The organism is Acidovorax sp. SUPP1855 (assembly GCF_030158955.1).
GTDB lineage: Bacteria > Pseudomonadota > Gammaproteobacteria > Burkholderiales > Burkholderiaceae_C > Paracidovorax.
This window is the reverse complement of sequence record NZ_BQXI01000049.1, coordinates 1-25,764: the sequence shown is the minus strand read 5'-3', so window position 1 is coordinate 25,764 and position 25,764 is coordinate 1. Positions and strand designations below refer to the sequence as shown.

Genomic DNA, 25,764 nt, shown 5'->3' with positions numbered 1-25,764 from the left:
GCGCGTGCGAGGAGACGTTCGGGCCGGTGGCGCCGCTCACGCGCTTCGACAACGAAGAAGAGGTGATCGCCGCCGCCAACGACACGCCGTTCGGGCTGGCCGCGTACTTCTACAGCCAGGACGTGCGCCGCATCTGGCGCGTGGCGGAGGCCCTGGAGACGGGGATCGTGGGCATCAACGAAGGGGCGCTGGCGGCGGAAGCGGCGCCGTTCGGGGGCGTGAAGGAGTCAGGCCACGGGCGCGAGGGCTCCACGCATGGGCTGGAGGATTACCTGCACACGAAGTACGTGTGCCAGGGCGGGTTGGGCTGAGGGGCACACGGTCCACTCCAGCACACCGACCGCACGAAGCGCCCTCCACCCAACCGCCTGTCACCGCCACGCAAGCCCCCACCACGGAATCCCCCCCATGCATTGATCGATTTCCCCACCGGCACGGCGCGACATGGGCGCGGTGCCGGTTTGTTCGCCCAAGTAAAAACCACACACCAGGAGACAACACCATGGTTCCCATCGCTTCCCGTGCCCATGCACACCCCGGCCCACGCACCCGCACCACCACCGGCCGCCGAGCGCTCGTCGTATCGGCCGCGCTCGCCCTGTGCGGGCTGGCCGCGCCGCTCGCCGCCGTCCACGCGGCCGATGCCTATCCGACCAAACCCGTCACGCTGCTGGTGCCCTACCCAGCCGGCGGCGCCAACGATGCCGTGGCGCGCCTCGTGGGGCAGAAGCTGGGCGATGCGCTCAAGCAGCCCATGGTGATCGACAACCGCCCCGGGGCCGGCACGACCATCGGCACCACGGTGGCCGCCAAGGCCGCGCCGGACGGCTACACGCTGGTGCTGGGCTCGCTGGCCAGCCACGCGGTGAGCCCGCACCTCTATGCCAAGCCCGGCTACGACGCGGTGGCCGACTTCGCGCCCATCGGGCTGATCGGCGTGGTGCCGATGGTGCTGGTGGTGGCGCAGGATTCGCCGTACACCAGCGTGCGCGCGCTGGTGGAGGCCGCGCGCAAGCAGCCGGGGGCGCTCAACTACGGCTCGTCGGGCAACGGCTCACCGCTGCACCTGGCGGCGGAACTCTTCAAGCAGGCCGCGCAGGTGCAGATCAACCACGTTCCCTACAAGGGCGGCAACGCCCACACCATGGACCTGATGGGTGGGCGGCTGGACATGATCCTGGACACGCTCACCAGCGCCTCGCCGCTCATCAAGGGCGGCAAGGTGCGGGCGCTCGCCGTGGCCGCGCCCGCGCGCCTGCCCGAGCTGCCGGACGTGCCCACCTTCGCCGAGGCGGGCTACCCCGGCTTCGAGGTCAACGCCTGGTATGCCCTGTACGCCCCCGCCAAGACGAGCAAGGACGTGGTGGCCACCCTGAACACCGCGCTGAACGCCGTGCTGCGCCAGCCCGAGGTGCTGGAACGCATGGCCGCGCTGGGCGTGCGCCCGCAGCCGGGCACGCCTCAGGCCCTGGCCCGCTTCACGCAGGACGAGCTGGGCCGCTACGGCAAGGTGATCCAGGCCAACGGCATCCGCATCGACTGACACGGCACGCACGGGGCGGGCGTGGCCCGGCCCCCCCTGCGTCGCGCCTGTCCAGCTCGCCGACCCCATTTCCCCACCTGCCCATTTCCCCATTGCACGCACGCGCCATGAACGTTTCCACGACGCCCGATCCGGCCCCATCCTCCCTGGCCCCTTCCCCCGCCCCGTTCGATGTCCTCGTCACCGCCGCGCACTGGCCCGAGGCCGCGCAGGACTTGGTGCGCCGCAGCGGCGGCCGCGTGCATTGCATGGCAGAGCCCATCACCGAGGACACGCTGGCCGAACGGCTGGCCGCCACGGGCGCGCAGGCCATCGTGCTGCGCGGCTCCAAGCCCATCACCGAGCGCGTGATGGCCGCCGCGCCCGCGCTGCGCATCGTGGCCAAGAACGGCGCCGGGGTGGACAGCGTGGACCGGGCAGCGGCACAGCGGCGCCACGTGGCGGTGGCCGTGGCCCTGGGCGCCAATGCCGATGCGGTGGCCGAACACGCGCTGGCGCTGATGCTCGCGCTCACGCGCCAGTTGCCCGAGCTGGACCGGCGCGTGCGCGCGGGCGGCTGGGCCGACAGCCAGTGGCAGGGCCGGGATTTCCGGGGCAGCACGGTGGGCATCGTGGGCTACGGCAGCATCGGCCGCGCCACCGCGCGGCTGGCCGCCGCGCTGGGCGCACAGGTGCTGGTGCTGCGCCCGGCAGGCCAGGCCGACGGCTTTGCCGCCGAGCCGGACCTGCACGCCTTCCTGTCGCGCGTGGACATCCTGAGCCTGCACTGCCCCTTGACCGACCGCACGCGCGGCCTGATCGGAGCGCGCGAGCTGGACTGCCTGCGGCCCGGCAGCATTCTCGTCAACACCGCGCGCGGCCCGGTGGTGGAGGAAGCGGCCCTGCTGTCGGCGCTGCGCAGCGGCCACCTCGCAGGCGCGGGGCTGGACACCTTCGACACCGAGCCCCTGCCCGTGGGCCACCCGCTCAACGCCCTGCCCCAGGTGCTGCTGACGCCCCACGTCGCCGGCGTGACGCGCGATGCCGCGCTGCGCGTGGCCACCGCCACGGCGCGCAACATCGTGGACCACCTGCAGGGCCGGCCGCTGCCGCCGGGCCACCTGCTGGCCGGGGTCTGAGCCCGGCCGGCTACCCTTCGCTCTCCTTCCCCCTTCGCTTCACGCCCAACCCGCACCATGCCCGCACACAACCCCTTCAAATCCGCCCTCGCCGCCCGCCGGCCCCAGATCGGCCTGTGGCTGTCGATGGCCGACCCGTACTTGGCCGAGGCAGCCGCCACCACCGGCTACGACTGGCTGCTGATCGACGGCGAGCACGCGCCCAACGACGTGCGCAGCACCCTTGCCACGCTGCAGGCCGTGGCCGCGCAGCCCGCCCAGCCGGTGGTGCGCGTGGTGGAAGGCAGCGAATCGCTGATCAAGCAGATGCTGGACATCGGCGCGCGCACCCTGCTCGTGCCCATGGTGGACACGGCCGAGCAGGCCCGGGCGATCGCCGCCGCCACGCAGTACCCACCGCACGGCACGCGCGGCGTGGGCAGCGCCGTGGCCCGTGTGTCGCAATGGAACAGCCGCGCGGACTACCTGCAGGTGGCCGACGACGAGGTCTGCCTGCTGGTGCAGGCCGAAACGGTGACGGCGCTGCAGAACCTGCCCGCCATCTGCGCGGTGGACGGCGTGCACGGCGTCTTCATCGGCCCGGCCGACCTGGCCGCGTCCATGGGCCACCGCGGCAACCCCGGCCACCCCGACGTGCAGGCCGCCATCGAAGGCGCCATGCGGACCATCATCGCCAGCGGCAAGGCCGCCGGCACGCTTACCTCCGATCCGGTGCTGGCGCAGCGCTACCTGGACCTGGGCTGCACCTTCGTGGCGGTGGGCGTGGACGTGCTGATGTTCGTGGGCGCGGCACGCAAGCTGCGCGCGCAGTTCGGCGGGCCGGCGGCGGCGGCGGCAGCGGCGGTGCCTCTGCAGGCGGGTGCCGCGTATTGAGGGGTCCCCGCGGCGGAGGGTGCGGGCGCGCTGCGGCCCGCCGGGGAGATGGGGAGACGGGGGACTTGGAGGCGGTTATGAGGCAAATCCTATTGGGCACCGTGCTCGCCCTGGCGGCAGGCACGTCGTTCGGAGCCACGGTCAACATCAACAGCACCGGCAACTACGCCAGCCTGCAGAACTACACGAACTGCACCACGACGCCCGCGAGCCTGTGCGCCAACTACCTGACCACGAACAACGTCACCGGCACGTTCACGACGGCCGGTAACCTGCCCGCCAGCGCCAGCAACCTGGAGATCGGCTCGACCGTCACCTCCTACAGCTTCTCCAGCGGCCTGGACACCGTGGCCTCCACCGACCCCAACGCCCGTCTGAACACGCTGCGCATCTCCACGGACGCCTCCGGCAACATCACGAACGTGAACCTGATGCAGGCCGTGCTGTGGATGACGGGCACCGCACCGCACACCACGGCGGACCGCTTCGCGGCCGTGATCGTCTCCGGCGCCAACAGCACCTCCACCCACAACTCCGGCTGCCAGAACACGGGCACGGGCAGCAGCGGCGCGACCGATACCTGCCTGACATCGACCGTGACCGACACCTCGCGCAGCACGGCCAACAACGCCCCCGTGAGCTACGCGATGGCCGCGGCCGCGGTGACGGCATCGCCCATTCCCACGGTGTCCGAATGGGGCCTGATCCTGATGGCCTCGCTGCTTGGCATGTTCGGCATCGCCCGCCTGCGCCGCCAGCGCTGATCGGCTTTCGTTCAGCCCAACAAAAAACCCGCCGCTGGCGGGTTTTTTGTTGGGGCCGGTGCTTTCGGCACCGCTGCGTTTTGCATCAGCTGCCCGCCACCTTCATGCGGTTCACGAGGATCGAGCCCACGGTCTTGGCGCCGTAGTTGTAGGCATCGGCGCCCACGGCTTCGATGCCTTTCAGCATGTCCTTCAGATTGCCGGCGATGGTGATCTCATGCACCGGGTAGGCGATCTGGCCGTTTTCCACCCAGAAGCCGCTGGCGCCACGCGAGTAGTCGCCCGTCACGTAGTTCACGCCCTGCCCCATCAGCTCGATCACGAACAGGCCGGTGCCCAGCTTTTTCAGCATGGCGTCGAGGTCGTCGCCCGCGCGGGTGCGGCGCGAGGTGAGCGTGAGGTTGTGCGAGCCGCCCGAGTTGCCGGTGGTCTTCATGCCCAGCTTGCGCGCCGAGTAGCTCGAGAGGAAGTAGCCCTCCACGCGGCCGGCATCCACCACCTTGCGGGGCGCCACGCGCACGCCTTCGTCGTCGAAGGGCGAGCTGCCCTTGCCGCGAAGAATGAACGGCTCTTCCAGGATGTCGATGTGCTTGGGCAGCACCTGCTTGCCCAGCGAGTCGAGCAGGAAGGTGCTCTTGCGGTACAGCGCGCCGCCGCTCACGGCCTGCACGAAGCCGCCCAGCAGGCCGGCCGCCAGGGGCGACTCGAACAGCACGGGGCACTGCGTGGTGGGGATCTTGCGGCTGCCCAGGCGGCTCAGGGCGCGCTCGGCGGCGTAGCGGCCCACCTGGGCCGGCGCGGCCAGCTCGCGCGCATCGCGCATGGAGCTGTACCAGGCATCGCGCTGCATGTCGGCATTCTTGCCGGGCAGCGCGGCGATGGGCGCCACCGACAGGCTGTGGCGTGAGCTGGCATAGCCGCCGCGAAAGCCGCGCGTGTGGGCGCTGAAGAAGTGGCTCTGCTGGGCCGACACGCCCGCGCCTTCGCTGTTGGTGATGCGGCGGCTGGTCTGCAGCGCGGCGGCTTCGCATTCCATGGCGATGCGCGCGGCCTCCTCGCTGGTGATGGCCCAGGGGTGGAACAGCTCCAGCTCGCGGTGCGAGTCCTCGGGAGCGATGTCGGCCTCGTCCGGCAGGCCGGCCACCGGGTCTTCTGCGGTGAAGCGGGCGATGTCGTAGGCGGCCTGCACCGTCTGCTCGATGGCGGCGTTGGAAAAATCCGAGGTGCTGGCATTGCCGCGCCGGTGGCCGATGTAGACCGTCACGCCCAGCGACTTGTCGCGGTTGCGCTCGACGTTCTCCAGCTCGCCCTTGCGCACGCTGACCGACAGGCCGCAGCCCTCGGAGGCCTCGGCGCCGGCGTCGGTGGCGCCCAGCTTCTTGGCGTGCGCCAGGGCGCGGTCCACGAGGTCTTCGAAAAACGGGCGGGTGTAGCTGAAACCGCTGTAGGGTGTCTTCGGGGCGGCGCCGGCGGCGCGTGGGCTGGGTGTATTCATATCGGCGGCTATGATACTTGCCGCCTTCGGCGCCAAGGTGCCGAAGCCTGTATGGGCACACGCGTGCCCCTCCCATTGCCCCCACCATGTCACGCAAACCCAAAAAAGGCTACTACGTGCGAGGCCAGTTCGTTGCCGAAGGCAGCGAGCTGGACATCGAACTGAAAGCCGAGCTCAAAGGCACGCACGAAGCGAGCCGGACCGACCTGAAGCGCGAGAGCGATGCGCTGCAGAAACTCGGCGAAGACCTGCTCACGCTGCGCGCCGACCTGATGGAACGCCTGCAGTTGCCCGAGAAGCTGCGCGACGCGCTGGCCGAGGCCAGGCGCATCACCAACTTCGAGGGCAAGCGCCGCCAGATGCAGTACGTCGGCAAGATCATGCGCCAGCTCGATCCCACCGCCGTGGCCGCCGCCCAGGCCGCGCTGGACGAGCAGCACAACGGCTCGGCCGCCGAAAAGCTCGCGCTGCACGCCTCCGAGCGCTGGCGCGACCGGCTGATCGCCGACGACGCCGCGCTGCCCGACTGGCTGGAGCGCTTTCCGCGCACCGACACGCAGCAGATCCGCGCGCTGATCCGCCAGGCGCGCAAGGACGCGCAGCCCGAGGGCAAGACCGCGAACGTGCAGGTGTCCGAGGGCCTGGCCCCACGCAAGGGCCGCGCCTACCGCGAGCTGTTCCAGCTCGTGCGCGAACAGATGGAAGACGCGGCCACCCACGCCCGCCACGAAGAAACCGGCCGCGATGCCTGAGGCCGTGGCACCTGCCGCGACCGGCGGCTTCGAGCCGGTGCGCATCGGCATCGTCTCCATCAGCGACCGGGCCAGCACCGGCGTCTACGAGGACAAGGGCCTGCCTGCACTGCAGGACTGGCTGGCCCGCGCGCTGCGCAACCCCATCGCCTTCGAGCCCCGGCTGATCCCCGACGACCAGGCCACCATCAGCGCCACGCTGATCGAGCTGGCCGACACCGCCGGCTGCAGCCTCGTGCTGACCACCGGCGGCACGGGCCCCGCCCTGCGCGACGTGACGCCCGAGGCCACGCTGGCCGTGGCCCACAAGGAGATGCCGGGCTTCGGCGAACAGATGCGCCAGATCGGCCTGCGCTTCGTGCCCACAGCCATTCTCTCGCGCCAGGTGGCGGTGGTGCGCGGCAGCACGCTCATCATCAACCTGCCCGGCCAGCCCAAGGCGATTGCGGAAACGCTGGAAGGCCTGCGGGGCGAAGACGGCAGCCCGGTGGTGCCGGGCATCTTCGCCGCGGTGCCCTACTGCATCGATTTGATCGGCGGGCCTTACCTGGAAACGCACGACGCGGTGTGCAAGGCGTTCCGGCGGAAATCGGCCGTGCGGCGCTGACGCTATATTTTTTATAGCATAAAGCCTTAGTATTTATTGCGCTGCAGGCCTTTTTGGCTTGAACATCGAAGCCGGGGCCGCCACCGGCCACCGGCCAAGGCGCCGGCTACTTCCCCACCAGCTCGTTGAGCTTGTCCGCCTGGAACTGCTCCTCGCGCGCCGCGTCGCAGGGCACGCAGTCCTTGGCCGGTGCCTGCGGGTTGGCCGAAAGCTTTTCGATGGCCTGCCACAGCAGCGCGATCTGGTGCTCCTGCGACGAGGCGTTGTCGATCAGGCCGCGCATGGCCTGCGAGAGCGGATCGTCTTCCTGCGTGATGCCGTAGGCAGTGAAGGGGCGCGCGGCCTGCGGCTCGGTCACGTCGGCGCTCTGGCCGGCCTTGGAGGGGATGATTCGGGCCGGGATGCCCACGGCCGTGGCGCCTGGCGGCACGGGCTTGATGACCACCGCGTTGCTGCCGATCTTGGCGCCGTCGCCCACCTCGAAGCCGCCCAGCACCTTGGCGCCGGCGCTCACCACCACGTCCTTGCCCAGCGTCGGATGGCGCTTGGCGCCCTTGTAGAGCGAGGTGCCGCCCAGCGTCACGCCCTGGTAGATGGTGCAGCCGTCGCCGATCTCGGCGGTCTCGCCGACCACCACGCCCATGGCATGGTCGAAGAAGACGCGCTCGCCGATCTTGGCGCCCGGGTGGATCTCGATGCCGGTCATCCAGCGCGCGAAATGCGAGATGAAGCGCCCCAGCCACGGCAGGCCGTGGCGCCAGCACCAGTGCGCCGGACGGTGCAGCCAGATCGCGTGCAGGCCGGGGTAGCACGTGACCACCTCCCAGGTGCTGCGCGCGGCGGGGTCGCGGTCGAGGATGCACTGGACGTCGGAGCGCAGGCGGGCAAACATGGGGTGGTGGGGCGTGGGGGCGCAGCGGAAAAAGAGCCGCCGAGTCTAGCGCTTTGCCTGCGCGGCGCCGGTCATGGCCTTGGCGACACCGCGCAGGATGTGGATTTCCTCGGGCGTGAGTTGCGCGCGGTTGAACAACTGGTTCAGGCGCGGCATGAGCTTCTTGGGCGCGGCGGGGTCGAGAAAGCCGATGTCCACCAGCGCGCGCTCCCAGTGCGCCAGCATGCCGGCCACCTGCGCGGCATCGGCCCGCTCGGTGGCGGGTGCGGCCGTGCCTTCCTGCGGCAGCGCGGCGGTGGAGAACCCGCCGAGCGCCAGGCGCCATTCGTAGGCGACGACCTGGATGGCCGCACCCAGGTTGAGGGAGCCGAAGGTGGGGTTGGTGGGAATCGACAGCGCCACGTGGCAGCGGTACACGTCGTCGTTGGCCATCCCGAAGCGCTCGCTGCCGAACAGGAAGGCCACGCCGGCCTCCGCAGTGGGAGTGGGAGCCGAATCGGGCTCCAGCGCATGTTCTTCTAGGGCATTTTGCTCACTTTTCAATAGCAACTCGAAATGCTCGCGCGGCGAGCGCGTGGGCGGGCCGAAGTCGCGCGGGGTCATGGCGGTGGCGCACAGGTGGCTCATGCCGTCCAGGGCCTCGTCCAGCGTGGCGACGATGCGCGCGTTCTCCAGCACGTCCAAGGCGCCGCTGGCGCGCTGGATGGTTTCCTCGCGGCGCAGCACGTTGGCCCAGCGCGGGGCGACGAGCACCAGGTCGCCGAAGCCCATGGTCTTCATGGCGCGGGCGGCGGCGCCGACGTTGCCGGCATGGCTGGTGTGGAGGAGGATGAAACGGGTCTTCATGGCGCGCGGTCGGTGAAAAAAGGCAGTACGGGTAAAATCGCGCGCTCATTGTCGCCGTCCGCATCGCCGGGGCGCCATTCCCCGTTCCTGAACCGCCAGGCCGCCCTTGCCGCGCGCCCGGCCCACGCCACAATCCAATGTCGACCAATCTGCACCCCATGCTCAACGTGGCCATCAAGGCCGCACGCGCCGCCGGCGCCATCATCAACCGCGCGGCCCTGGACGTGGAATCCGTGCGGATCTCGCAAAAGCAGATCAACGATTTCGTGACCGAGGTGGACCACGCGAGCGAAAAGGCCATCATCGAGACGCTGCTCACGGCCTACCCCGGCCACGGCATCCTGGCCGAGGAATCGGGCAGCGAGTACGGCGCGAAGGATTCGGAGTTCGTCTGGATCATCGACCCGCTGGACGGCACCACCAACTTCATCCACGGCTTTCCGGTCTATTGCGTGAGCATCGCGCTGGCCGTGCGCGGCAAGGTCGAGCAGGCCGTCATCTACGACCCGACCCGCAACGACCTCTTCACCGCCACCAAGGGCCGCGGCGCCTACCTGAACGAGCGCCGCATCCGCGTCTCCAAGCGCACGCAGCTCAAGGAATGCCTGATCTCCACCGGCTTTCCGTTCCGCCCGGGCGACAACTTCAAGAACTACCTGAACATCATGGCCGACGTGATGCAGCGCACCGCCGGCCTGCGCCGCCCGGGCGCCGCCGCGCTGGACCTGGCCTACGTGGCCGCGGGTTACACCGAAGCGTTCTTCGAGACCGGCCTGTCGATCTGGGACGTGGCGGCCGGCTCGCTGCTGGTGACCGAGGCCGGCGGCCTGGTCGGCAATTTCACGGGCGAGGCGGACTTCCTGGAGCAGCGCGAATGCCTGGCCGGCGCACCGCGCATCTACGGCCAGCTGGTGCCCATCCTCACCAAGTACAGCCAGTTCGCCAGCGCCGGCGACAAGGCGGCCGTGCGCCAGGCGGCGGCCAACCTCTCGCTGCCCACGGACGGCCTGGACGACGTGGTGCCGGCCACCCCGGCCGAGGACGGCGAAGCCGCCACCGGCGCCCGCTGACCGGCAGCGCCCGCGCGAAGGGATTGCCGCTTGGGCCCACGGGCCGAGCGGCAGTCCCTTTTTTCTTTTCAGGCCCGTGGCCCGTGTGGGCCTATTCCGGGTCGGGGTACTTGAGCGCGATGTGGCGGAAGTCGTCGGCCAGGTCCACGAAGGCATCCACCATGTCGGGGTCGAAATGCGTGCCGCGGCCCCGCACGATGGTGGCGCAGGCCTGTTCGTGCGAGTACGCGGGCTTGTAGATGCGCTTGCTGATGAGCGCGTCGTACACGTCGGCCACGGCCATGAGCCGGGCCGAGACGGGAATGGCATCGCCCGCCAGGCCCTCTGGATATCCGCTGCCGTCCCACTTTTCCTGGTGGCTGTAGGCGATCTCCTTGGACACGCTCAGAAAGGCCACGCGCATGCCCAGGCGGCGCTCGGCGTCCTCGATGGCGTTGCGGCCCAGCGTGGTATGCGTCTTCATGACCTCGAACTCTTCCACCGTGAGCTTTCCGGGCTTGAGCAGGATGCGGTCGGGGATGCCGATCTTGCCGATGTCGTGCAGCGGCGCCGATTTGTACAGCAGCTCGATCATGCGTTCGGTCAGCGTCTGCTCGAAGCGCGGGTGCAGGCGCAGGTGCTCGGCCAGCGCCTTCACGTACAACTGCGTGCGGCGGATGTGGTTGCCCGTCTCGTTGTCGCGCGTTTCGGCCAGGGAGGTCATGGCCATGATGGTCACGTCCTGGATGGCCTGCACTTCCAGCGTGCGCATGGCCACCTCGCGCTCCAGGTAGGCGCTCTTGTCGCGCAGGAAGTCGGCGGTGGCCTTCAGCGCCAAATGGGTGTGCACGCGCGCCAGCAGGATGGGCGGGCTGATGGGCTTGGTGATGTAGTCCACCGCACCGGCCGCTAGGCCCGTGCGCTCGTCGTCCGAGGTGGAGCGCGCGGTGAGGAAGATCACCGGGATGTCGCGCGACTGCGGATGCGCCTTCAGTTGGCGACAGACCTCGTAGCCGTCGATGCCCGGCATCATGATGTCCAGCAGGATCAGGTCGGGCGGCGGGGACGACTGCGCGATCCGCAAGGCCTTCTCGCCCTGGTTGGCGACCTTGACGTGGTAGTGGTCACGCAGCAGCGTGCCCATGAGGGTGAGGTTGTCGGGCGTGTCGTCCACCACCAGCACGGTGGCGATGGGTTTTTCGACAAAAAGGGACTCGTCGGCATAGAAATGGGGAATGTCCATGGGGTGGTCCTGTCATGCGGCCCCGCCTGGTGAAGGCTCGGACCCGTCGAGGTCCGATTGCGCCGCGGCATGCAGCGTGTCCAAGGCCCGCTCAAACTCGAAACTCCGGGTATCCGCTTCCAGCGCGGCGAACGCCGCGCCCAACGCACTTTCCAGCACCGGCCTATTTTGCTGCAGATGGTCCACGGCGGCCGGGTCGTCGGCCTGCAGCAGCACCTGCAGGCGCTGCAAGGCCGGGCGCAGCGCCATCGGCGCCGGCTGGCCCGGCAGCGCATCCGCCGGCAAGGGGTCAGCGGGTTGCGCCGCCGCCGCCCAAGCGTCCAGGCCTTCCAGCAGCTCGGCCACGCGCCGGTCCACGCCGTCGCACAGGCGCTGCAGCGTGGCGCTGCGCTGGCCGGTGCGCAGCGCCTGCTCCAGCGCCTCGGCCTCGTGCGACAGCGGCTGCGCGCCGATGTTGGCCGCCACCGAGCGCAGCGTGTGCGCCAGCCGCTCGGCCTGCTCCCAATCCTGCGCCCGCACCGCGCCGGACAGGTCGCGCGCCACGTGCCGCTGGCCTTCGGCGAAGCGGCGCAGCATGTCGGCATACAGCGCGGGCCGGCCCAGCGCGCGCTGCAGCCCGAGCGCCGTGTCGAGCCCCGGCACACCCTGGGGCAGTTGCGCAGGCCCGCCCAGCGCGGGGGCGGTCGCGGCCGAGGCCCCGGAGCCCGTCGGGCCGGCGGCCGCCGAGGGTCCCGCCGCCCCGCCGGCCTCGTCCAGGCGCACGCCCAGTCCCGGACGCGGCCGGATCCAGCGGGCCAGCGCCCGCCAGAGCACCGCCGGTTCGATGGGCTTGGGAACGTGGTCGTTCATGCCGGCGGCAAAGCAGCGCTGGCGGTCGGACTCCATGGCGTTGGCGGTCATGGCGATGATCGGCAGGTTGGAGTGGCGCGGGTCCGCGCGCAGCGTGCGTGTGGCGGTCTCGCCATCCATCACGGGCATCTGCATGTCCATGAGCACGGCGTCGTAGTCCTGGCGCTCGATGCATTCGAGCGCGGCCTGCCCGTGCGCGGCCACGTCCACCACGAATCCGGCATCGCGCAGCAGCTCCAGGGCCACGAGCTGGTTCAGTTCGTTGTCCTCCACCAGCAGCACGGTGGCGCCGCGAACGGCCAGCGGCGGCTGGTCGCTGCCGGGCTGGGCCAGGTGGGCCTGCGTGGGCATCCAGCCGTGCTCCAGCGGCTGCATGAGCGTGTCGTACAGCACCGAGGCGCTCACCGGCTTGACCAGCACGGTCTCGATGCCCTGCGCGCGGGCGGCGAGCATGACCTCTTCGCGCCCGTAGGCGGTGACCATGAGCATCTGCGGCACGCGGTCCAGGCCGATCTCGCGGATGCGGCGGGCCAGCTCGATGCCGTCCATGCCCGGCATGTGCCAGTCGATCAGCAGCAGGCCGTAGGGGTGCCGCTCGTCGATGCCCTGGCGCAGCGCGGCCAGCGCCTGCAGGCCGGACTCCACCTCGGTCGTCTCGAAGCCCATGGCCTGCAGCATGTCGGACAGCACGGTGGCCGCCGTCTGGTTGTCGTCCACCACCAGCACGCGGCGCCCGCGCACCCCGGGCGGCGGCAGCAGTGCGGGAACGGTCATACCGCAATCGAGCGGCAGCGTCACCCAGAAGGCCGAGCCCTTGCCGGGCTCGCTTTCGGCGCCCACCTCGCCGCCCATGAGTTCGGCCAGGTTCTTGCAGATGGCCAGGCCCAGGCCGGTGCCGCCGTAGCGCCGCGTGGTGGACGCATCGGCCTGCTGGAAGCTCTGGAACAGCCGCCCCATCTGCTCGGGGGTCATGCCGATGCCGGTGTCGCGCACCTCGAAGCGCAGCAGCACGCGCTGGCCGGCGCGCTCGAGCACGCGCACCAGGATGTGGATCTCGCCGCGCTCGGTGAACTTGATGGCGTTGTTGGCGAAGTTGATGAGGATCTGCCCCAGCCGCAGCGCATCGCCCACCAGGTGCGCGGGCACGTCGGCGGCGGCATCGAGCACCAGCTCCAGCCCCTTCACGCCCGCCTTGTAGCCCACCACGTCGGCCACGCCCTCGAGCATGCGGTCGAGCACGAAGGGCTGCTTTTCCACGATGAGCTTGCCGGCCTCGATCTTGGAGAAATCCAGGATGTCGTTGATCACGCCCAGCAGGTGCTGGCCGGCCTGCTGGATCTTGGAGACGTAGTCGCTCTGGCGCGGCGTGAGGCCCGATTTGAGCGCCAGATGCGACATGCCGATGATGGCGTTCATCGGCGTGCGGATCTCATGGCTCATGTTGGCCAGGAAGTTGGATTTGAGCGCCGTGGTCTCCTCCGCCATCTCCTTGGCGCGGCGCAGCTCGCGCTCGGCACGCTGGCGGTCGGTGATGTCCACGAAGGTGCCGATGACGCCGCCCGGCGTGCCGTCCGGCCGCTGGAACCCGTGCAGCCAGAACAAGGTGTGGTGGATCTCGCCGTCGGCATACGGCAGGTCCACCTCCTTGTGCACCGACTGCGCGCCGCTCAGCGCGAACTGCGCATCGGAGTCGAAGGCGGCGCGCTCGGCCTCGGACAGGTAATGCAGGTCCAGCACGGTGCGGCCGATGAGGTCGTTGCGGCGCACGCCGAAGGCGCGCTCGTAGGCCCGGTTGAAGCCCACGTAGCGCCCCTCCGCATCCTTGTAGAACAGCGGCACGGGAATCGCGTCGATGAGCGCCTGCTGGAACACCAGCTGCTCGGCCACCTGTGCCTCCAGCAACTTCTGGTCGTTCACGTCCACCTGCACGCCGATCAGTCGCCGCGCGCGGCCTTCGTCGTCGCGGATGATGCGCGCCGCGCACAGGAACCAGCGCACCTCGCCATCGTGCCGCACCACGCGCCAGGAGTCCTGCAACTGGCCGTCGCTGCCAGCCAGCGCGCTGTCGATGCGCGCCTGGGCGCGGGCCCGGTCTTCGGGGTGCAGACGGTCGAGCCAGTCCTGCAGGCTGCGCCCTTCGGGCTGCGGCGGCACGCCGTACAGGGATTCGAGCTTGTCGCTCCACACCAGCCGGTCCGAGGCCAGGTCCAGATCGAACACGCCCACCTTGCCGGCCTCCTGCGCCAGCGCCAGGCGGTCATTGATCTCGCGCATGGCCTCCTCGGCCGCGCGCGTCTCGCTCACGTCCTCGATCACCCACAGGCATGAATCGCTGAAGCCGTCCATCTCGAGGCTGCGGCCGGACACGCGGGCCTCGAACGTCGTGCCGTCCAGGCGGTGCAGCGTGCAGACCTCCCGGACCGCCTCGCCCGCCGCCAGCCGGGCGCCGGTGCGCTCCAGGAACACGCCATGGCCCTGCGCGCCGCCGAATATCCGCGATACGGAGTGACCGAGCAACTCGGTGGCCGAGCCTTTCATCAACTCGGTGAACGCCGGGTTGAACTGGCGGAACACGCCGTCGCACACCAGCAGGATCGGCGGCGCATTGTCGAAGATGGCGGTCTGCTGGGCCAGCAGGTCGTTGAGCAGGCGCTCGCGCCGCTGCAGCTCGTGGTGGGCCGTGATGCGGCCGGTGACGTCCTCGTGCAGCCCGACGATGGCGATGCGCCGGCCCCGCTGGTCGAACACGGGCGAGAGCGTCGCCTCTTCATGGAACAGGGTGCCGTCCGCCCGGCGGTTGATGAATTCGCCGCGCCAGGACTGGCCTGACAGCAGCCGCGCCCACAGCTGCTGGTAGGTCTCGGGCGGCGTCTGGCCGCTGGAGATGACCGAGGGCTTCTGGCCACGCACCTCCTGCAGCGTGCGGCCGCTGTTGCGCTCGTACTCGGTGTTGACCCATTCGATGCGCCCCTGCGCGTCGGTGATGACCACCGCCACCGGGCTGGTCTGCAGCGCCGCGCCCAGCACCTGGAACCGCTCCATCGCGGACGCCATGCGCGCGCGGTGGCGCAGCATCTCCAGCATCATCCCGCCCATGAGCAGCAGCAGGGCGAACGTGCCGCCGCCGATCAGCCAGCGCCGTGACGGGGGCAGCAGCGCGCTCACATCGTCCAGCGCGACGAGCTGCCAGGTGCCGTCGGGATCCTTCCAGTCGAGCGGGTGCTTGTCGAGCGCGTAGGTCGTCCCGTTCACCACCACCTCGCGCGCATCGAGCCGGAACGGCAGCGCCGACGCCACGCCGTTGTCGAAGACCTTGCCGAACTGCCGCTGGTCGCGCACGGCATCGATGCGCGCCTGGGTGAGCGGCGGCGCCATGGCGTAGCGCCATTCGGGCCGGGTGGCCGAAAAGGCCACGCCCTTGGGCGACATCAGCAGCATGGGGTAGCCCGAGCGGGCCATCTGCGCATCGAACGCGTCGAACGCCACCTTGACCATCACCACGCCGATGATGGCGCTGGCCGGAGAATCGCCCTCGTACAGCGGCGCGGCGTAGTACAGGCCGCGCTCCTGCGTGTTGCTGCCCAGGGCCGGGTACACGTTCACGCCGCCCCGGATGGCCTGCTGGAAATACGGCCGGTAGGCCAGGTTGATGCCGGTGGACGGCGCGCCCGGCGTCTCGTGCGCCACCACGGTGCCATCGCGCGACAGCACGTACACGCCGCTCATGAGGAACCGGCCGCGCACCACGGCCAGGCGGGCGAGCGCCTCGGGCGCATCGGGGGGCAGTTCGCCGGTCGCCACCTCTTTCAGCGCGGGCTCGCTGAGCCCCAGCAACGTCACGGCACCGAGGATCGGGCTGCCCATGCTTTGGTTGAGCAGCGAATCGGCCGTGTGCGCCAGCTGGCGGCTGCGCTCCTCCCCCCGACCCGCCGCGCGCACGTGCGCCACGGTTTCGACCACCAGCCACGCACCGAGCAGCGCCATGGCAACGACCAGCGCGGCACCGCGGCGCCACCGCCAGTCGCCCATGGCATGGTCGTGCAGGCCGCCGATGCCGCCGGAGCGGGTGCTCACCGCCATGGGCCGGTACCCCATGCCGCCGGCCGGCCCAGGGGGCCGAAGGCGGGCGCGCAGGCAGCGCGCACGCTATGCATTCCTGGAGACACCATCACAGTCGCTTTGAACCTTCCATCACGGCAGGACACACACACTGGTCAGGACATGCCCGAGGGGCACGCGCCCTGCAGTATGTCAAAACGTAACAGTTCTTGGAACCTTTTACTTCCAAGCAGTTTTTGGACAATCGGGATGTACCCGGCCCCGGCCCCCTGCGAACAGGGCACCGCCCGATAAAAACCCGGGGGGTTTAACCGGCCTTACCCATGTCCCATCTCGCCCGGCCGGCGAGCAGCAGGCCCGAAGCGGCCCGCCCATCCCGCCGCCGTCTCTTTTCTTGCCACCCCATCCCAAGGAGCCCCCTCGACGATGCTGGATTTTCTGTCCCTCTCCCCCTGGCTCGCCACCTTGCTCGGCGCCAGCCTGGCCGCCATGGCCGGTGCCATGGCCCACCGCATCGCCGCGCTGCTCGCCCTGCGGGCCACGCGCGGGCTGCCCGTGCTGCAGACCGTCGTGCAGGCCTGCGTGCCCGCCATGCGCGTGCTGCTGCCCCTGTTCGCCACGCAACTGGTCTGGGTGGCCGCCGCCGATACGCTACCCCACCTCGGCACGGTGCGGCACCTCACGGGGCTGGCGCTCATCGCGGTGACGGCCTGGGCGCTGATCGCCGCCATCGGCGGGGTGGCGGACGGGCTCATCGCCCGCTACCCGGCGAACGTGGAAGACAACCTGACGGCGCGCCGCGTCGCCACCCAGGCCCGGGTGCTGTCGCGCACCGCCATGACGGGCGTGGTGATGGCAGCCGTGTCGCTCATGCTCATGACCTTTCCTGGCGCACGGCAGGTGGGCGCCAGCCTGCTGGCCTCGGCCGGCGTGGTCGGCATCGTGGCCGGTATCGCGGCACGGCCCGTGTTCAGCAACATCATCGCGGGCCTGCAGATCGCGCTGGCCCAGCCCATCCGCATCGACGACGTGCTGATCGTGCAGGGAGAATGGGGCCGTGTGGAAGAGATCACGGGCACCTACGTGGTGCTGGCCATCTGGGACGAGCGGCGGCTGATCATCCCGCTGCAGTGGTTCATCGAGAACCCTTTCCAGAACTGGACCCGCACCAGCTCGCAGATCCTGGGCACCGTGTTCCTTTTCGCGGACTACCGCCTGCCGCTGGACCCGCTGCGTGCCGAACTGGACCGCATCCTGGAGACGGCACCGGAGTGGGACCGGCGTGTGAGCGTGCTGCAGCTCACCGACGTGACCGAGCGCACCATCCAGATCCGCGTGCTGGTCTCGGCCCGATCGTCGGGCCTGGCGTTCGACCTGCGCTGCCGCGTGCGCGAGGCGCTGGTCACCTTCATCCAGCGCGAATACCCCGACTGCCTGCCGCAGTTGCGTGGCCCGCAGGAGACCGCGCGTGCCGACGCGCCGCTCGCCCCGTCGCCGTGACGACCACCCACAAACCCCTATTGCAGGAACTCCGTTTGCCACGCGGCGCTGGCGGCCATGCCATGTCTTTTGACATAGGCGGTTGGAGCGCTTGCAGGTATAAAACGCAGTTACTAGAAAGACGAGCGGAATGACTCAAAGGGCGGCGGAAATACTGGTGGTGGACGATCATCCCGAGACGGCGGAGCTGGCAGCCATGGCCCTCCAACTGGATGGTTTTACCGCTGCGATTGCCAACAGCGGCGCGGACGCGCTGAACTACATCGAAAAGCACCAACCGGCCTGCGTGCTGCTGGATTTCGACATGCCAGGCATGGATGGCCTGGAACTGGCGCGGCGCGTGCGCGACAAGCACAACGACGATATCGTCCTGATCGCCCTGACCGGCTGGACGGACACCAACGACCGCGTCACCGAACTGCTGGCGGTGGTGGACCACCACTTTCTCAAGCCCGTCGATTGGCGGCGCCTCACGGGCATTCTGTCGCCGCTGCGCTGAACGCTTTCGCTGGGCGAAGGTTGCGGCTTCAAGGCGCCGCACAGAAACCCCTCCCCTGCCTTTACGACGCCTTCGTTCTCCGCCGCGCGGCCTGCCGCCATCGGTTTCCTCGCGCTGCCACTCAGGCCTCTTTTCCCGGGCATTGCAGGCCTTCTCGACCCACAAGCGACATGGCGAGCGGCCCTCCACGACACCGCAGCGACGCCTCGCCCAGCCATTTCGCACGGGCCTTGCCCACCCGGGGGAAAATCGGCGGATTCATCCCCACGCGAAGCCACATGGCAGCAGGCGGAGGATGCTCCGAAGACGAACGGCGCGTGCGCCACCAAGATGGGTCGAACATGAAACTTGCCACCTGGAACATCAACTCCCTCTCCGTGCGCCTGCCCCAGGTGATCGCCTGGCTCGCCGACAACCCCGTGGACGCGCTGTGCCTGCAGGAACTGAAACTGGTGGACGAAAAGTTTCCCCACGACGCGTTGAAGGAGATCGGCTACCACGCGGTGGCCTTCGGCCAGAAAACCTACAACGGCGTCGCCATCCTGAGCCGCACCCCGCTGCGCGACGTGGTGCGGAACATCCCCGCCCACGAAGACGCGCAGGCCCGCGTGATCGCCGCCACGCTGGACACCCCGGACGGCCCCCTGCGGCTGGTGAATGGTTATTTCGTCAACGGCCAGGCGCCAGGGTCGGAAAAATTCGCCTACAAGATGCTGTGGCTCGAAGCGCTGCACCGCTGGCTGCGTGAGGAACTGCAGGCGCACCCGCGCCTGGCCCTGCTGGGCGATTTCAACGTGGCCCCCGAAGACCGCGACTCGTTCGATCCGGTGGGCCTCAAGGACACCATCCACCACACCGTGGAGGAACGCGGCCATTTCCAGCAGCTGCTGCAACTGGGCCTGACCGACGCCTACCGACTGTTCGACCAGCCCGAAAAGAGCTACTCGTGGTGGGACTACCGCATGCTGGGCTTCCAGAAGAACCGCGGCCTGCGCATCGACCACATCCTGGTGAGCGAAGCGCTGCGGGCGCGCGTGACCGCTTGCACGATCGACCGCGCGCCGCGCAAGAACCCGCAGCCCAGCGACCACGCGCCGGTCGTCGCCACGCTGGACTGACCAACGAAACCGCGGCCCCTCGCGGGCCGGCGGCGGTCAGCGACGGGCCGTGCCCGCCAGCCCCATTTCCACATCCAGCGGCCTGCGGGCGGTGGGCCCCAGGCGCTCCTGCGCCCAGGCCATCACGTTGGGCGCCTGCTGCCAGCCGTCCTGGATTTTCCGGGCGGCGTAGGCACCGCCCTGGGCCACATACGGGACCCCGATTTCGATCAACCCCGACATGAGTCCGAACAGCATGACCGACGAGGCCCGCTTGCCCGCCAGCATGCCGGCATCGGCCCGGTCGGGGGGCAGCGATGCCGGCGATCCTGCGAGGTCGATGCTGGCGTTGGCGGCAAAGAGCTCGGACGCAAACAGGCCCACCGTGGCCACCACCGCGACCGGCACGGGCGAGGTCACCAGGGATTTGGCGCCCTGCAGCGCCGACGGGCCCATGGCCTTGATCCTGTCGCCCCAGGAGGCCTGGGTCTTGTCGATGACTTCGGGCAGGTCGTCGCGCAGCAGCATGCGGGCGTCATATGGCACCGTCTGCGACAGCTTCATCACGTTTTTCGCCCCGGCGGCCAGCATGCCGCCGAACCCATCGATGAAAGTCGCGTCGATGCGGTCCGCCCAGGCACGGTTCACGCTGTGGTCGCCCCGGCCCTCGATGGCCGCCTGGATGTAGGGCTCCACCGTCCTGGGCAGGTTCTTGGCCACGTTGAGCCCCGCCGAAACGCCCGCGTTCTTGACAATCTCTGCATGCGGATCCGGCCGCAGTGACGCCGGCAGCCGGGCATTCCCGCCGTAGTCGTTGTAGATACCGGGCTTGATGATGGCCCCGCCCACCACGCTGGTGAACACATCCACCGCGCCCACGCCGACGCCCACCGCCAGCCCCAGCAGGGAGGGGTTCTTGAGCAGCGCCAGCGGCAGCATCGCCACCAGCTTCTCGTTGGCCGTCGTCATGGCGGCCATGTAGCCCGCGCCGTCGGCAAAGCCCATTCCGATAAAACTCAGCGTCGCATCGTGCCGCCACGCCTGGCTCAGGAAATCGTGGAGCTTCTTCGGGGTGTCGATGCCTTTCGTGAAAAGCACTTCGGTGTTGCGCTCCAGCCGCGCGACCACGTCCGGCGCCTGCGCGGCGCCCGGGCCCAGGAGTGAGGCAATCGTGTCCTCAGCGGCGTCATGCAACGCCTCCTCCCGAGGGAGAGACGTTCGGGCGGAGAAATAGACCGAGGTCCGGTCAGACACGCTGTCGGACAGGTCGATCTCGACGAACGAAGCGGCCTCCAAGGAGGAGATGGATCCAGGCATGGCGGCATGCTCGCCCCCGGCCGGCCGTACCGACCCGGGTGGCCGCGGCAATGCGGCCCGGGGCGAAGGCGCGACGGCGTCGCCGTGCGGCCTGCCAGAGCGTGGAAAAAGCGGCTGGAGCCCGCCCGAAGACGCCGTGGTTTGCGCACGGGAGCGTTGCGGGAGCGCGTCCGTGTTGGCGTTGGTCTCGCGCCGATCGGCACCAGGAAAGCTCTGCCCCCGTTCGGGACCCGGCCGCCGGGCAGATACCGGGCTGCTGTGGATTGCGTTCATGAAATCTCCCCCTTTTGTTGTGAACGGAATGGTCCACCGGGTGAGCACACCACCGGTGAACCGCTCACTCTAGGGTTCGTCCACGGACCGTTGCAGGCCCCCAAGCGAAGCGCCGCAGCACGATGCGAACAAGATTTGCAGGATTGCTGGCAAACGCAAAAAAGCCCCGGGGTCCGGGGCTTTTGGGGCACAGGGTTGCAGCGAAATAACCACCGCCACGGCCACCGCAGTGGCGGTGACAGCGCGGCATTCAGCTTTCGCGGAACCGGCTAAGGAAGCGTTATGCCGCAGCCTGGAAGCGATTGCGCAAGGCACGCACTTCGTCGTGATTGCGCTGGGCACCTTCGGCCTGGCGTTCCACCATGGCACGCACGTTGGCCGGCAGAGACGCCTTCAGCGCCTTGCGGTAACGAGCCACGGCCGCGTCTTCACCGCGCTCGCACTCTTCCAGCACGGCCTTGTCGTCACGCGTGGACATCGCCGCCTTGACGGACACCCAGCCGCGATGCAGCGCACCGGACATCGAACCACCGCTGGATGGCTCGCCACCGTGGTTGCGGATTTCGCGCTCCAGTTCCGTGGCCGCAGCCGCGCATTCGCTGGCATGGCGCAGGAAGATGCCCTTCAGTTCCGGCGAGTCGGCGTGCTCGGCCGAAGCCTTGAAGCCGTATTCGCCATCGCGGCAGGATTCCAGCAGGTCGTCCAGCACATCGACCACGTCGTCGTTGTCCACCAGGGCAGTGGTGTTGTCGTAGGTGTTGCCGTACGTGGAGTCGGAGGCCAAAGTGGTGCCGCGGCCTGCGCGCTCCCAGGCGGCGCGGGCAGCGGGGCGGGCTTCTTCCCATTCCAGGCGACTGGTCGAGCGTGCCGTGCCCCAGTCACGGGCCAGGTTGGGTTCGACGGCTTCGAAATCACCGTCATAGCGGCCGACCGAGCTCCAGCCCAGTTCGTAGGCGGGACGGTATTCGTCATAGGCACGGCCCTTCACGTAGTAGGGCTCGCGGTCGTAGCTTTCACGCCAGTAGGCGTCTTCCACGGTGGGGTTGACCGACTCGGCAGCCGCCTTGCCGGCCAGGCCGCCGACCACCGCACCCGCCACACCGCCGACCGCGGCGCCGATCGGGCCGCCGAAGGCACCGGCCGCCGCCCCCGCCATCGCGCCACCAGCAGCGCCGACGCCGGTGCCCACGGGGTGTGCGCCAGGCTCGTTGGTCAGAGGGTCGCGGTTTGCATCGTTGAAATCGGACATGAAGTAACTCCGGTTGGTTGAACAGTGCCTTCATTCTTCAAGGCATCCATTGCGCCGGAGGTCGGCCTGTGCACCGCACGCCTGTAGGACTCGTGCCTGCACAGGCCGGCGTGAAAACACTGGCCGGATCTTGCTCTATTGCTACAAAATCAATAGCTACATGCCGGCGTTTTCACTGCCGTAGAGGCCTTTTTGTCATGCATCTTCGGGCGCATCCAGGCCCAGCTCCTGGATCTTGCGCGTGATGGTGTTGCGGCCGATTCCGAGGCGCTGCGCCGCCTCCATGCGCCGTCCGTGCGTAGCGGCCAGCGCCGTGCGGATGAGGCGCGACTCGAAGCGCCGCGACAGCGCATCCCAGACCTCGGTCTGCCCCCCGGACAGCAGCTTGTGCGCCTCGGCTTCCAGCGCCTGCTCCCAACCCGGCGGGTCGGCGAGGATCACCTGCGACGCCCCGGCCGGCGGGATGGCCGCGCCAAGGGCCGGTGCGGCAAACACCCGGTCTTCCCGGGGCAACGCCGCCGCCGCAGAAATGGCCGGTGCGGTGCCTTGTGAAGCCGGGGACGCCAGAGTGGAAACCGGCGCCTCGCTGCGCGGCTCTGGAAAGGCCGCTGCAGCTTCCAGCGGCGTTGCCGCCACCGGCGCCTCCAGGACTTCGGGTGGCAGGTCCTGCAGCGAGATCACCTGCGCTGGTGCCATCACGGTCAGCCAGTGGCAGATGTTCTCCAGTTGCCGCACGTTGCCTGGAAAGCCGAAGTGGCCCAGCCGGACGAGCGCGGCGTCGGAGATGCGCTTGGGCTCCACGCCCAGCTGCCGCGCGCTTTGCTGCAGGAAGTGCCGCGTCAGCATGGGCACGTCTTCATGGCGCTCGCGCAGCGCGGGCAGACGCAACCGGATGACGTTGAGGCGGTGGAAAAGGTCTTCGCGGAACACGCCGTCCTTCACCCGGCGTTCCAGGTCCTGGTGGGTCGCCGCGATCACCCGCACATGGGCCTTGACGCCGGCATGGCCGCCCACGCGGTAGAACTGGCCATCGGAAAGCACGCGCAACAGCCGCGTTTGCAGGTCGAACGGCATATCGCCGATTTCATCGAGGAACAGCGTGCCGCCTTCCGCCTGCTCGAAGCGCCCGCGCCGCTGCGTCTGCGCGCCGGTGAAGGCGCCGCGCTCGTGGCCGAACAGTTCGCTCTCCAGCAGGTCTTTCGGGATGGCCGCGGTGTTGATGGCCACGAAGGGGCCGCCGGCCACGGGCGAATGCTTGTGCAGCGCGCGCGCCACCAGTTCCTTGCCCGAACCCGATTCACCGGTGATGAGCACCGTGACCTGGCTCTGGCTCAGTCGCCCGATGGCCCGGAACACGTCCTGCATGGCCGGGGCCTGGCCCAGCATTTCAGGCGTGGCGGTCTGGCGCTCTTCGGTGACTTCTTCGCGCTGGCTTTCTTCGACGGCGCGGCGGATCAGTTCCACCGCCTTGGGCAGGTCGAAGGGCTTGGGAAGGTATTCGAAGGCGCCGCGCTGGAAGGCCGAGACCGCGCTGTCCAGATCCGAATACGCCGTCATGATGATGACGGGCAGGCCCGGCTGCTGTTCGCGCACTTTCTCCAGCAGTTGCAGGCCCGAGCCACCCGGCATGCGGATGTCGCTCACCAGCACCTGCGGACCTTGCCGCTCGGGATCGCCGGGGGTGATTTCGGCCAGCGCGTCCAGCACCTCGCGCGGGTGGGTGAAGCTGCGCGTCGGCAAGCTCTCGCGTGCCAGCGCCTTCTCTAGGACGAAGCGGATCGAGGGGTCGTCATCTACTATCCAGATCGGCTTCATGTGTTGGTTCTACCTTGTTCCCATGGATTGCTTATCGGGACCTCAAGGCAAGGGAATGAGGATTCGGAAATCGGTGCGACCCGGCACGCTGTCGCATTCGATCAATCCGTGGTGCCGCTGCACAAAGGTTTGCGCCAGCGTCAGCCCCAACCCCGATCCCCCATCACGCCCTGTCACCAAGGGATAGAAAATCCGCTCCTTGATGGCTTCGGGCACGCCCGGTCCGTTGTCGATGACATGCAATTCCAGTGCCAGCCGATACCGCTGCCGGCCGAAGGTGACCTGGCGCGCCACGCGCGTGCTCAACGTGATGAGCGCGTCGCCCACGGCGATGCGTTCGGTCAGCACCTGTGCGGCGTTCTGCACGATGTTCAGCAGCGCCTGGATGAGTTGCGCGCGATCGCCGCGGAACTCGGGAATCGAGGTGTCGTAGTCGCGCTGCACGCGCAGCCCCTGCGGGTACTCCACCAGCACCAGCGACCGCACACGCTCGCACACCTCGTGGATGTTCACGTCGCCCACCAGGTGCGGATGGCGGTGGGGTGCCAGCAGGCGATCCACCAGGCTCTGCAGCCGGTCCGCCTCGTGGATGATGACCTGCGTGTATTCGGTGAGCTCGGGATTGTCGAGCTCCATCTCCAGCAACTGCGCCGCGCCGCGAATGCCGCCCAAGGGGTTCTTGATCTCGTGCGCCAGGTTGCGGATCAATTCCTTGTTGGCCAGCGCCTGTTCGCGCAGGCGCTCTTCGCGGTCCTGCCGGGCCTGCGCCTCCAGAGGCCACAGCTCGACCAGGATTTCGCCCGTGTGCTCTGCGACCGCCAGGTGCACGTGCACGGGCATCGCATCCTGCTGCTGGGCGCGACGGAGCGCGGCCTCGAAGCGCAGCGCGGCGAAGTCCTGCCCACGCGCTCCGGCCAGGGCCGTCTGCAGCAGCGCCGGGTCGGAAAAATAGCCGCTGAAGTCGGAGCCTTCGAGCGTGCGCCGCGACAGTCCCAGCATGTTCTCCAGGGACGCATTGGCGAACAGCACGGCCCCGTCGGGTTGCAGCACGGCCACCAGCGTGGACACGAGGTCCAGCGCCTGGTAGCGCGCGGTATCGGGTTTGGAAGAAGCCACCACGCTCAGCGATTGGCCGCGGGCAGGCGGGCGAGTTCGCGCTTGATGCCGGCCACATCGCTGTCCGCGCGGGCGAGGCTGGCCTTCAGCTCGGCGGTGCGCTCCATCCACAGCTGGGGGTTGCGCAGTTCGAGGGCGGTGCGCTGGGGCTCGCCGTTGTTGTATTCCTTGGCGATCTCGGCCTGACGTGCCTCGGCCTTGCGGAGTTCGGCTTCCAGGATGGCGCGCGCATCGGAGTCCCTCGCGCGCTGGTCGTTGGTGTCCACCCGGGGGGCGTTGGCGGGCGAGGTGCTGGCGCTCGGCGCGCTGCCACCCGAGGCCGCTGGCGCCCCGCCTGGCCGCGCGCCCTGCACGACCGTCACATTGCCGCCTTCGACCAGTTTGCAGCCACGCTCCTTGGCCTGGCTGGCATTGTTGGTGTATTCATTGCCGCAGCGGTAGATGCGATCCTGCGACCACGCGACGGGCGCCACGGCGGCGATGGCCATCAGTGCGATGAGTGTTTTTTTCATTCAGGTTCCTCGCAAGGCATGCCGGCGGCATGCGGGAGATGCCAGGGGAGTATCTCCCAATCGCTGGGCCTCGCCAATCGGCGCCCCCGGTCGGGAGCGGTTATTCGCCCAGGGACCACGGCGCTGGCAGCGCCATGAAAAAAGGCGGCCGAAGCCGCCTTTTGGTGGTGTGTGACCCGTCCTGAATGAGGTTGACACCTTTCTGTTCATCAGAAAGGAAAGTCAAGTGGATCAATGGGTTAAGAGAACGCAGAAGGACTACACACTGGCCTTTAAGCTGGCGGTGGTGGATCAGG

General features: G+C 69.0%; 22 protein-coding genes. 11 read left to right on the top strand and 11 right to left on the bottom strand.

Annotation, left to right across the window (positions count from 1 at the left end; genetic code table 11):
- The 5 genes from AVMA1855_RS24900 to AVMA1855_RS24880 all read left to right on the top strand — a co-directional run.
- Positions 1-311, top strand: a 311-nt coding sequence (locus tag AVMA1855_RS24900) for an aldehyde dehydrogenase family protein (protein ID WP_284427753.1), incomplete at its 5' end; no start/stop codon positions are given.
- A gap of 191 nt (positions 312-502) precedes the next feature.
- On the top strand, positions 503-1,543 hold the full coding sequence (locus AVMA1855_RS24895; RefSeq protein WP_284427752.1) for a Bug family tripartite tricarboxylate transporter substrate binding protein: 1,041 nt from the start codon (positions 503-505) through the stop codon (positions 1,541-1,543).
- A 107-nt stretch (positions 1,544-1,650) separates the two neighbouring features.
- Positions 1,651-2,661, top strand: coding sequence for an NAD(P)-dependent oxidoreductase (locus tag AVMA1855_RS24890; protein WP_284427751.1), 1,011 nt, complete (start codon positions 1,651-1,653; stop codon positions 2,659-2,661).
- 57 nt (positions 2,662-2,718) lie between these two features.
- Positions 2,719-3,534, top strand: a complete 816-nt coding sequence (gene hpaI, locus AVMA1855_RS24885; RefSeq protein ID WP_284427750.1) for a 4-hydroxy-2-oxoheptanedioate aldolase — start codon at positions 2,719-2,721, stop codon at positions 3,532-3,534.
- Positions 3,535-3,611: 77 nt separating this feature from the next.
- Positions 3,612-4,298: an IPTL-CTERM sorting domain-containing protein gene (locus tag AVMA1855_RS24880; RefSeq protein WP_284427749.1), complete on the top strand. Its 687-nt coding sequence runs from the start codon at positions 3,612-3,614 to the stop codon at positions 4,296-4,298.
- Between the two features lie 85 nt (positions 4,299-4,383).
- Here AVMA1855_RS24880 and pmbA read toward each other — a convergent pair whose 3' ends face one another.
- Positions 4,384-5,793 carry a metalloprotease PmbA gene (pmbA, locus tag AVMA1855_RS24875; protein ID WP_284427748.1) on the bottom strand — a complete coding sequence of 470 codons (1,410 nt, stop codon included), beginning with the start codon at positions 5,791-5,793 and terminating at the stop codon, positions 4,384-4,386.
- 86 nt (positions 5,794-5,879) lie between these two features.
- Here pmbA and yjgA point away from each other — a divergent pair, with 86 nt between their 5' ends.
- Complete coding sequence (gene yjgA / locus AVMA1855_RS24870; RefSeq protein ID WP_284427747.1) at positions 5,880-6,545, top strand: ribosome biogenesis factor YjgA; 666 nt, start codon at positions 5,880-5,882, stop codon at positions 6,543-6,545.
- Positions 6,538-7,152, top strand: coding sequence for a molybdopterin adenylyltransferase (gene mog, locus AVMA1855_RS24865; protein WP_284427746.1), 615 nt, complete (start codon positions 6,538-6,540; stop codon positions 7,150-7,152). The genes yjgA and mog overlap by 8 nt, the downstream gene beginning before the upstream one ends.
- Positions 7,153-7,258: 106 nt before the next feature.
- Here mog and cysE read toward each other — a convergent pair whose 3' ends face one another.
- Both cysE and AVMA1855_RS24855 read right to left on the bottom strand, forming a co-directional pair.
- Positions 7,259-8,044 carry a serine O-acetyltransferase gene (gene cysE / locus AVMA1855_RS24860; RefSeq protein ID WP_284427745.1) on the bottom strand — a complete coding sequence of 262 codons (786 nt, stop codon included), beginning with the start codon at positions 8,042-8,044 and terminating at the stop codon, positions 7,259-7,261.
- A 45-nt stretch (positions 8,045-8,089) separates the two neighbouring features.
- Positions 8,090-8,890 carry an RNA methyltransferase gene (locus tag AVMA1855_RS24855; RefSeq protein WP_284427744.1) on the bottom strand — a complete coding sequence of 267 codons (801 nt, stop codon included), beginning with the start codon at positions 8,888-8,890 and terminating at the stop codon, positions 8,090-8,092.
- A gap of 137 nt (positions 8,891-9,027) precedes the next feature.
- On the opposite strand from AVMA1855_RS24855, the gene AVMA1855_RS24850 reads away from it, so the two are divergent.
- Positions 9,028-9,960 carry an inositol monophosphatase family protein gene (locus AVMA1855_RS24850; protein ID WP_284427743.1) on the top strand — a complete coding sequence of 311 codons (933 nt, stop codon included), beginning with the start codon at positions 9,028-9,030 and terminating at the stop codon, positions 9,958-9,960.
- A gap of 91 nt (positions 9,961-10,051) precedes the next feature.
- Here the strand turns inward: AVMA1855_RS24850 and AVMA1855_RS24845 are convergent, their stop codons facing one another.
- Positions 10,052-11,182 carry a response regulator gene (locus tag AVMA1855_RS24845; RefSeq protein ID WP_284427742.1) on the bottom strand — a complete coding sequence of 377 codons (1,131 nt, stop codon included), beginning with the start codon at positions 11,180-11,182 and terminating at the stop codon, positions 10,052-10,054.
- Between the two features lie 12 nt (positions 11,183-11,194).
- A complete protein-coding gene (locus AVMA1855_RS24840; protein WP_284427741.1) occupies positions 11,195-16,111 on the bottom strand; it encodes a PAS domain S-box protein in 4,917 nt (1,638 codons plus the stop codon).
- A gap of 405 nt (positions 16,112-16,516) precedes the next feature.
- Here AVMA1855_RS24840 and AVMA1855_RS24835 point away from each other — a divergent pair, with 405 nt between their 5' ends.
- The 3 genes from AVMA1855_RS24835 to xth all read left to right on the top strand — a co-directional run bounded on the left by AVMA1855_RS24835 (position 16,517) and on the right by xth (position 19,207).
- Positions 16,517-17,590: a mechanosensitive ion channel family protein gene (locus tag AVMA1855_RS24835; protein WP_502870376.1), complete on the top strand. Its 1,074-nt coding sequence runs from the start codon at positions 16,517-16,519 to the stop codon at positions 17,588-17,590.
- A 130-nt stretch (positions 17,591-17,720) separates the two neighbouring features.
- Positions 17,721-18,089 (top strand): response regulator, encoded by a 369-nt coding sequence (locus AVMA1855_RS24830; RefSeq protein ID WP_284427740.1) that lies wholly within the window; start codon positions 17,721-17,723, stop codon positions 18,087-18,089.
- Positions 18,090-18,430: 341 nt separating this feature from the next.
- The gene (xth, locus tag AVMA1855_RS24825) at positions 18,431-19,207 is read left to right on the top strand and encodes an exodeoxyribonuclease III (protein WP_284427739.1); all 777 of its coding nucleotides are present in this window, start codon (positions 18,431-18,433) and stop codon (positions 19,205-19,207) included.
- A 36-nt stretch (positions 19,208-19,243) separates the two neighbouring features.
- Here xth and AVMA1855_RS24820 read toward each other — a convergent pair whose 3' ends face one another.
- The 6 genes from AVMA1855_RS24820 to AVMA1855_RS24795 form a co-directional block, all read right to left on the bottom strand.
- Positions 19,244-20,503: a hypothetical protein gene (locus AVMA1855_RS24820; RefSeq protein ID WP_284427738.1), complete on the bottom strand. Its 1,260-nt coding sequence runs from the start codon at positions 20,501-20,503 to the stop codon at positions 19,244-19,246.
- A gap of 553 nt (positions 20,504-21,056) precedes the next feature.
- Positions 21,057-22,025, bottom strand: a complete 969-nt coding sequence (locus AVMA1855_RS24815) for a ferritin-like domain-containing protein (protein WP_272568244.1) — start codon at positions 22,023-22,025, stop codon at positions 21,057-21,059.
- A gap of 195 nt (positions 22,026-22,220) precedes the next feature.
- Positions 22,221-23,840, bottom strand: a complete 1,620-nt coding sequence (gene ntrC, locus AVMA1855_RS24810) for a nitrogen regulation protein NR(I) (RefSeq protein WP_284427737.1) — start codon at positions 23,838-23,840, stop codon at positions 22,221-22,223.
- Positions 23,841-23,882: 42 nt separating this feature from the next.
- Positions 23,883-24,956, bottom strand: a complete 1,074-nt coding sequence (glnL, locus tag AVMA1855_RS24805; RefSeq protein WP_502869138.1) for a nitrogen regulation protein NR(II) — start codon at positions 24,954-24,956, stop codon at positions 23,883-23,885.
- Between the two features lie 5 nt (positions 24,957-24,961).
- The gene (locus AVMA1855_RS24800; RefSeq protein WP_284427736.1) at positions 24,962-25,468 is read right to left on the bottom strand and encodes a hypothetical protein; all 507 of its coding nucleotides are present in this window, start codon (positions 25,466-25,468) and stop codon (positions 24,962-24,964) included.
- Positions 25,469-25,568: 100 nt separating this feature from the next.
- A partial coding sequence (locus AVMA1855_RS24795) for a hypothetical protein (protein WP_284427735.1) occupies positions 25,569-25,764 on the bottom strand: 196 nt, incomplete at its 5' end.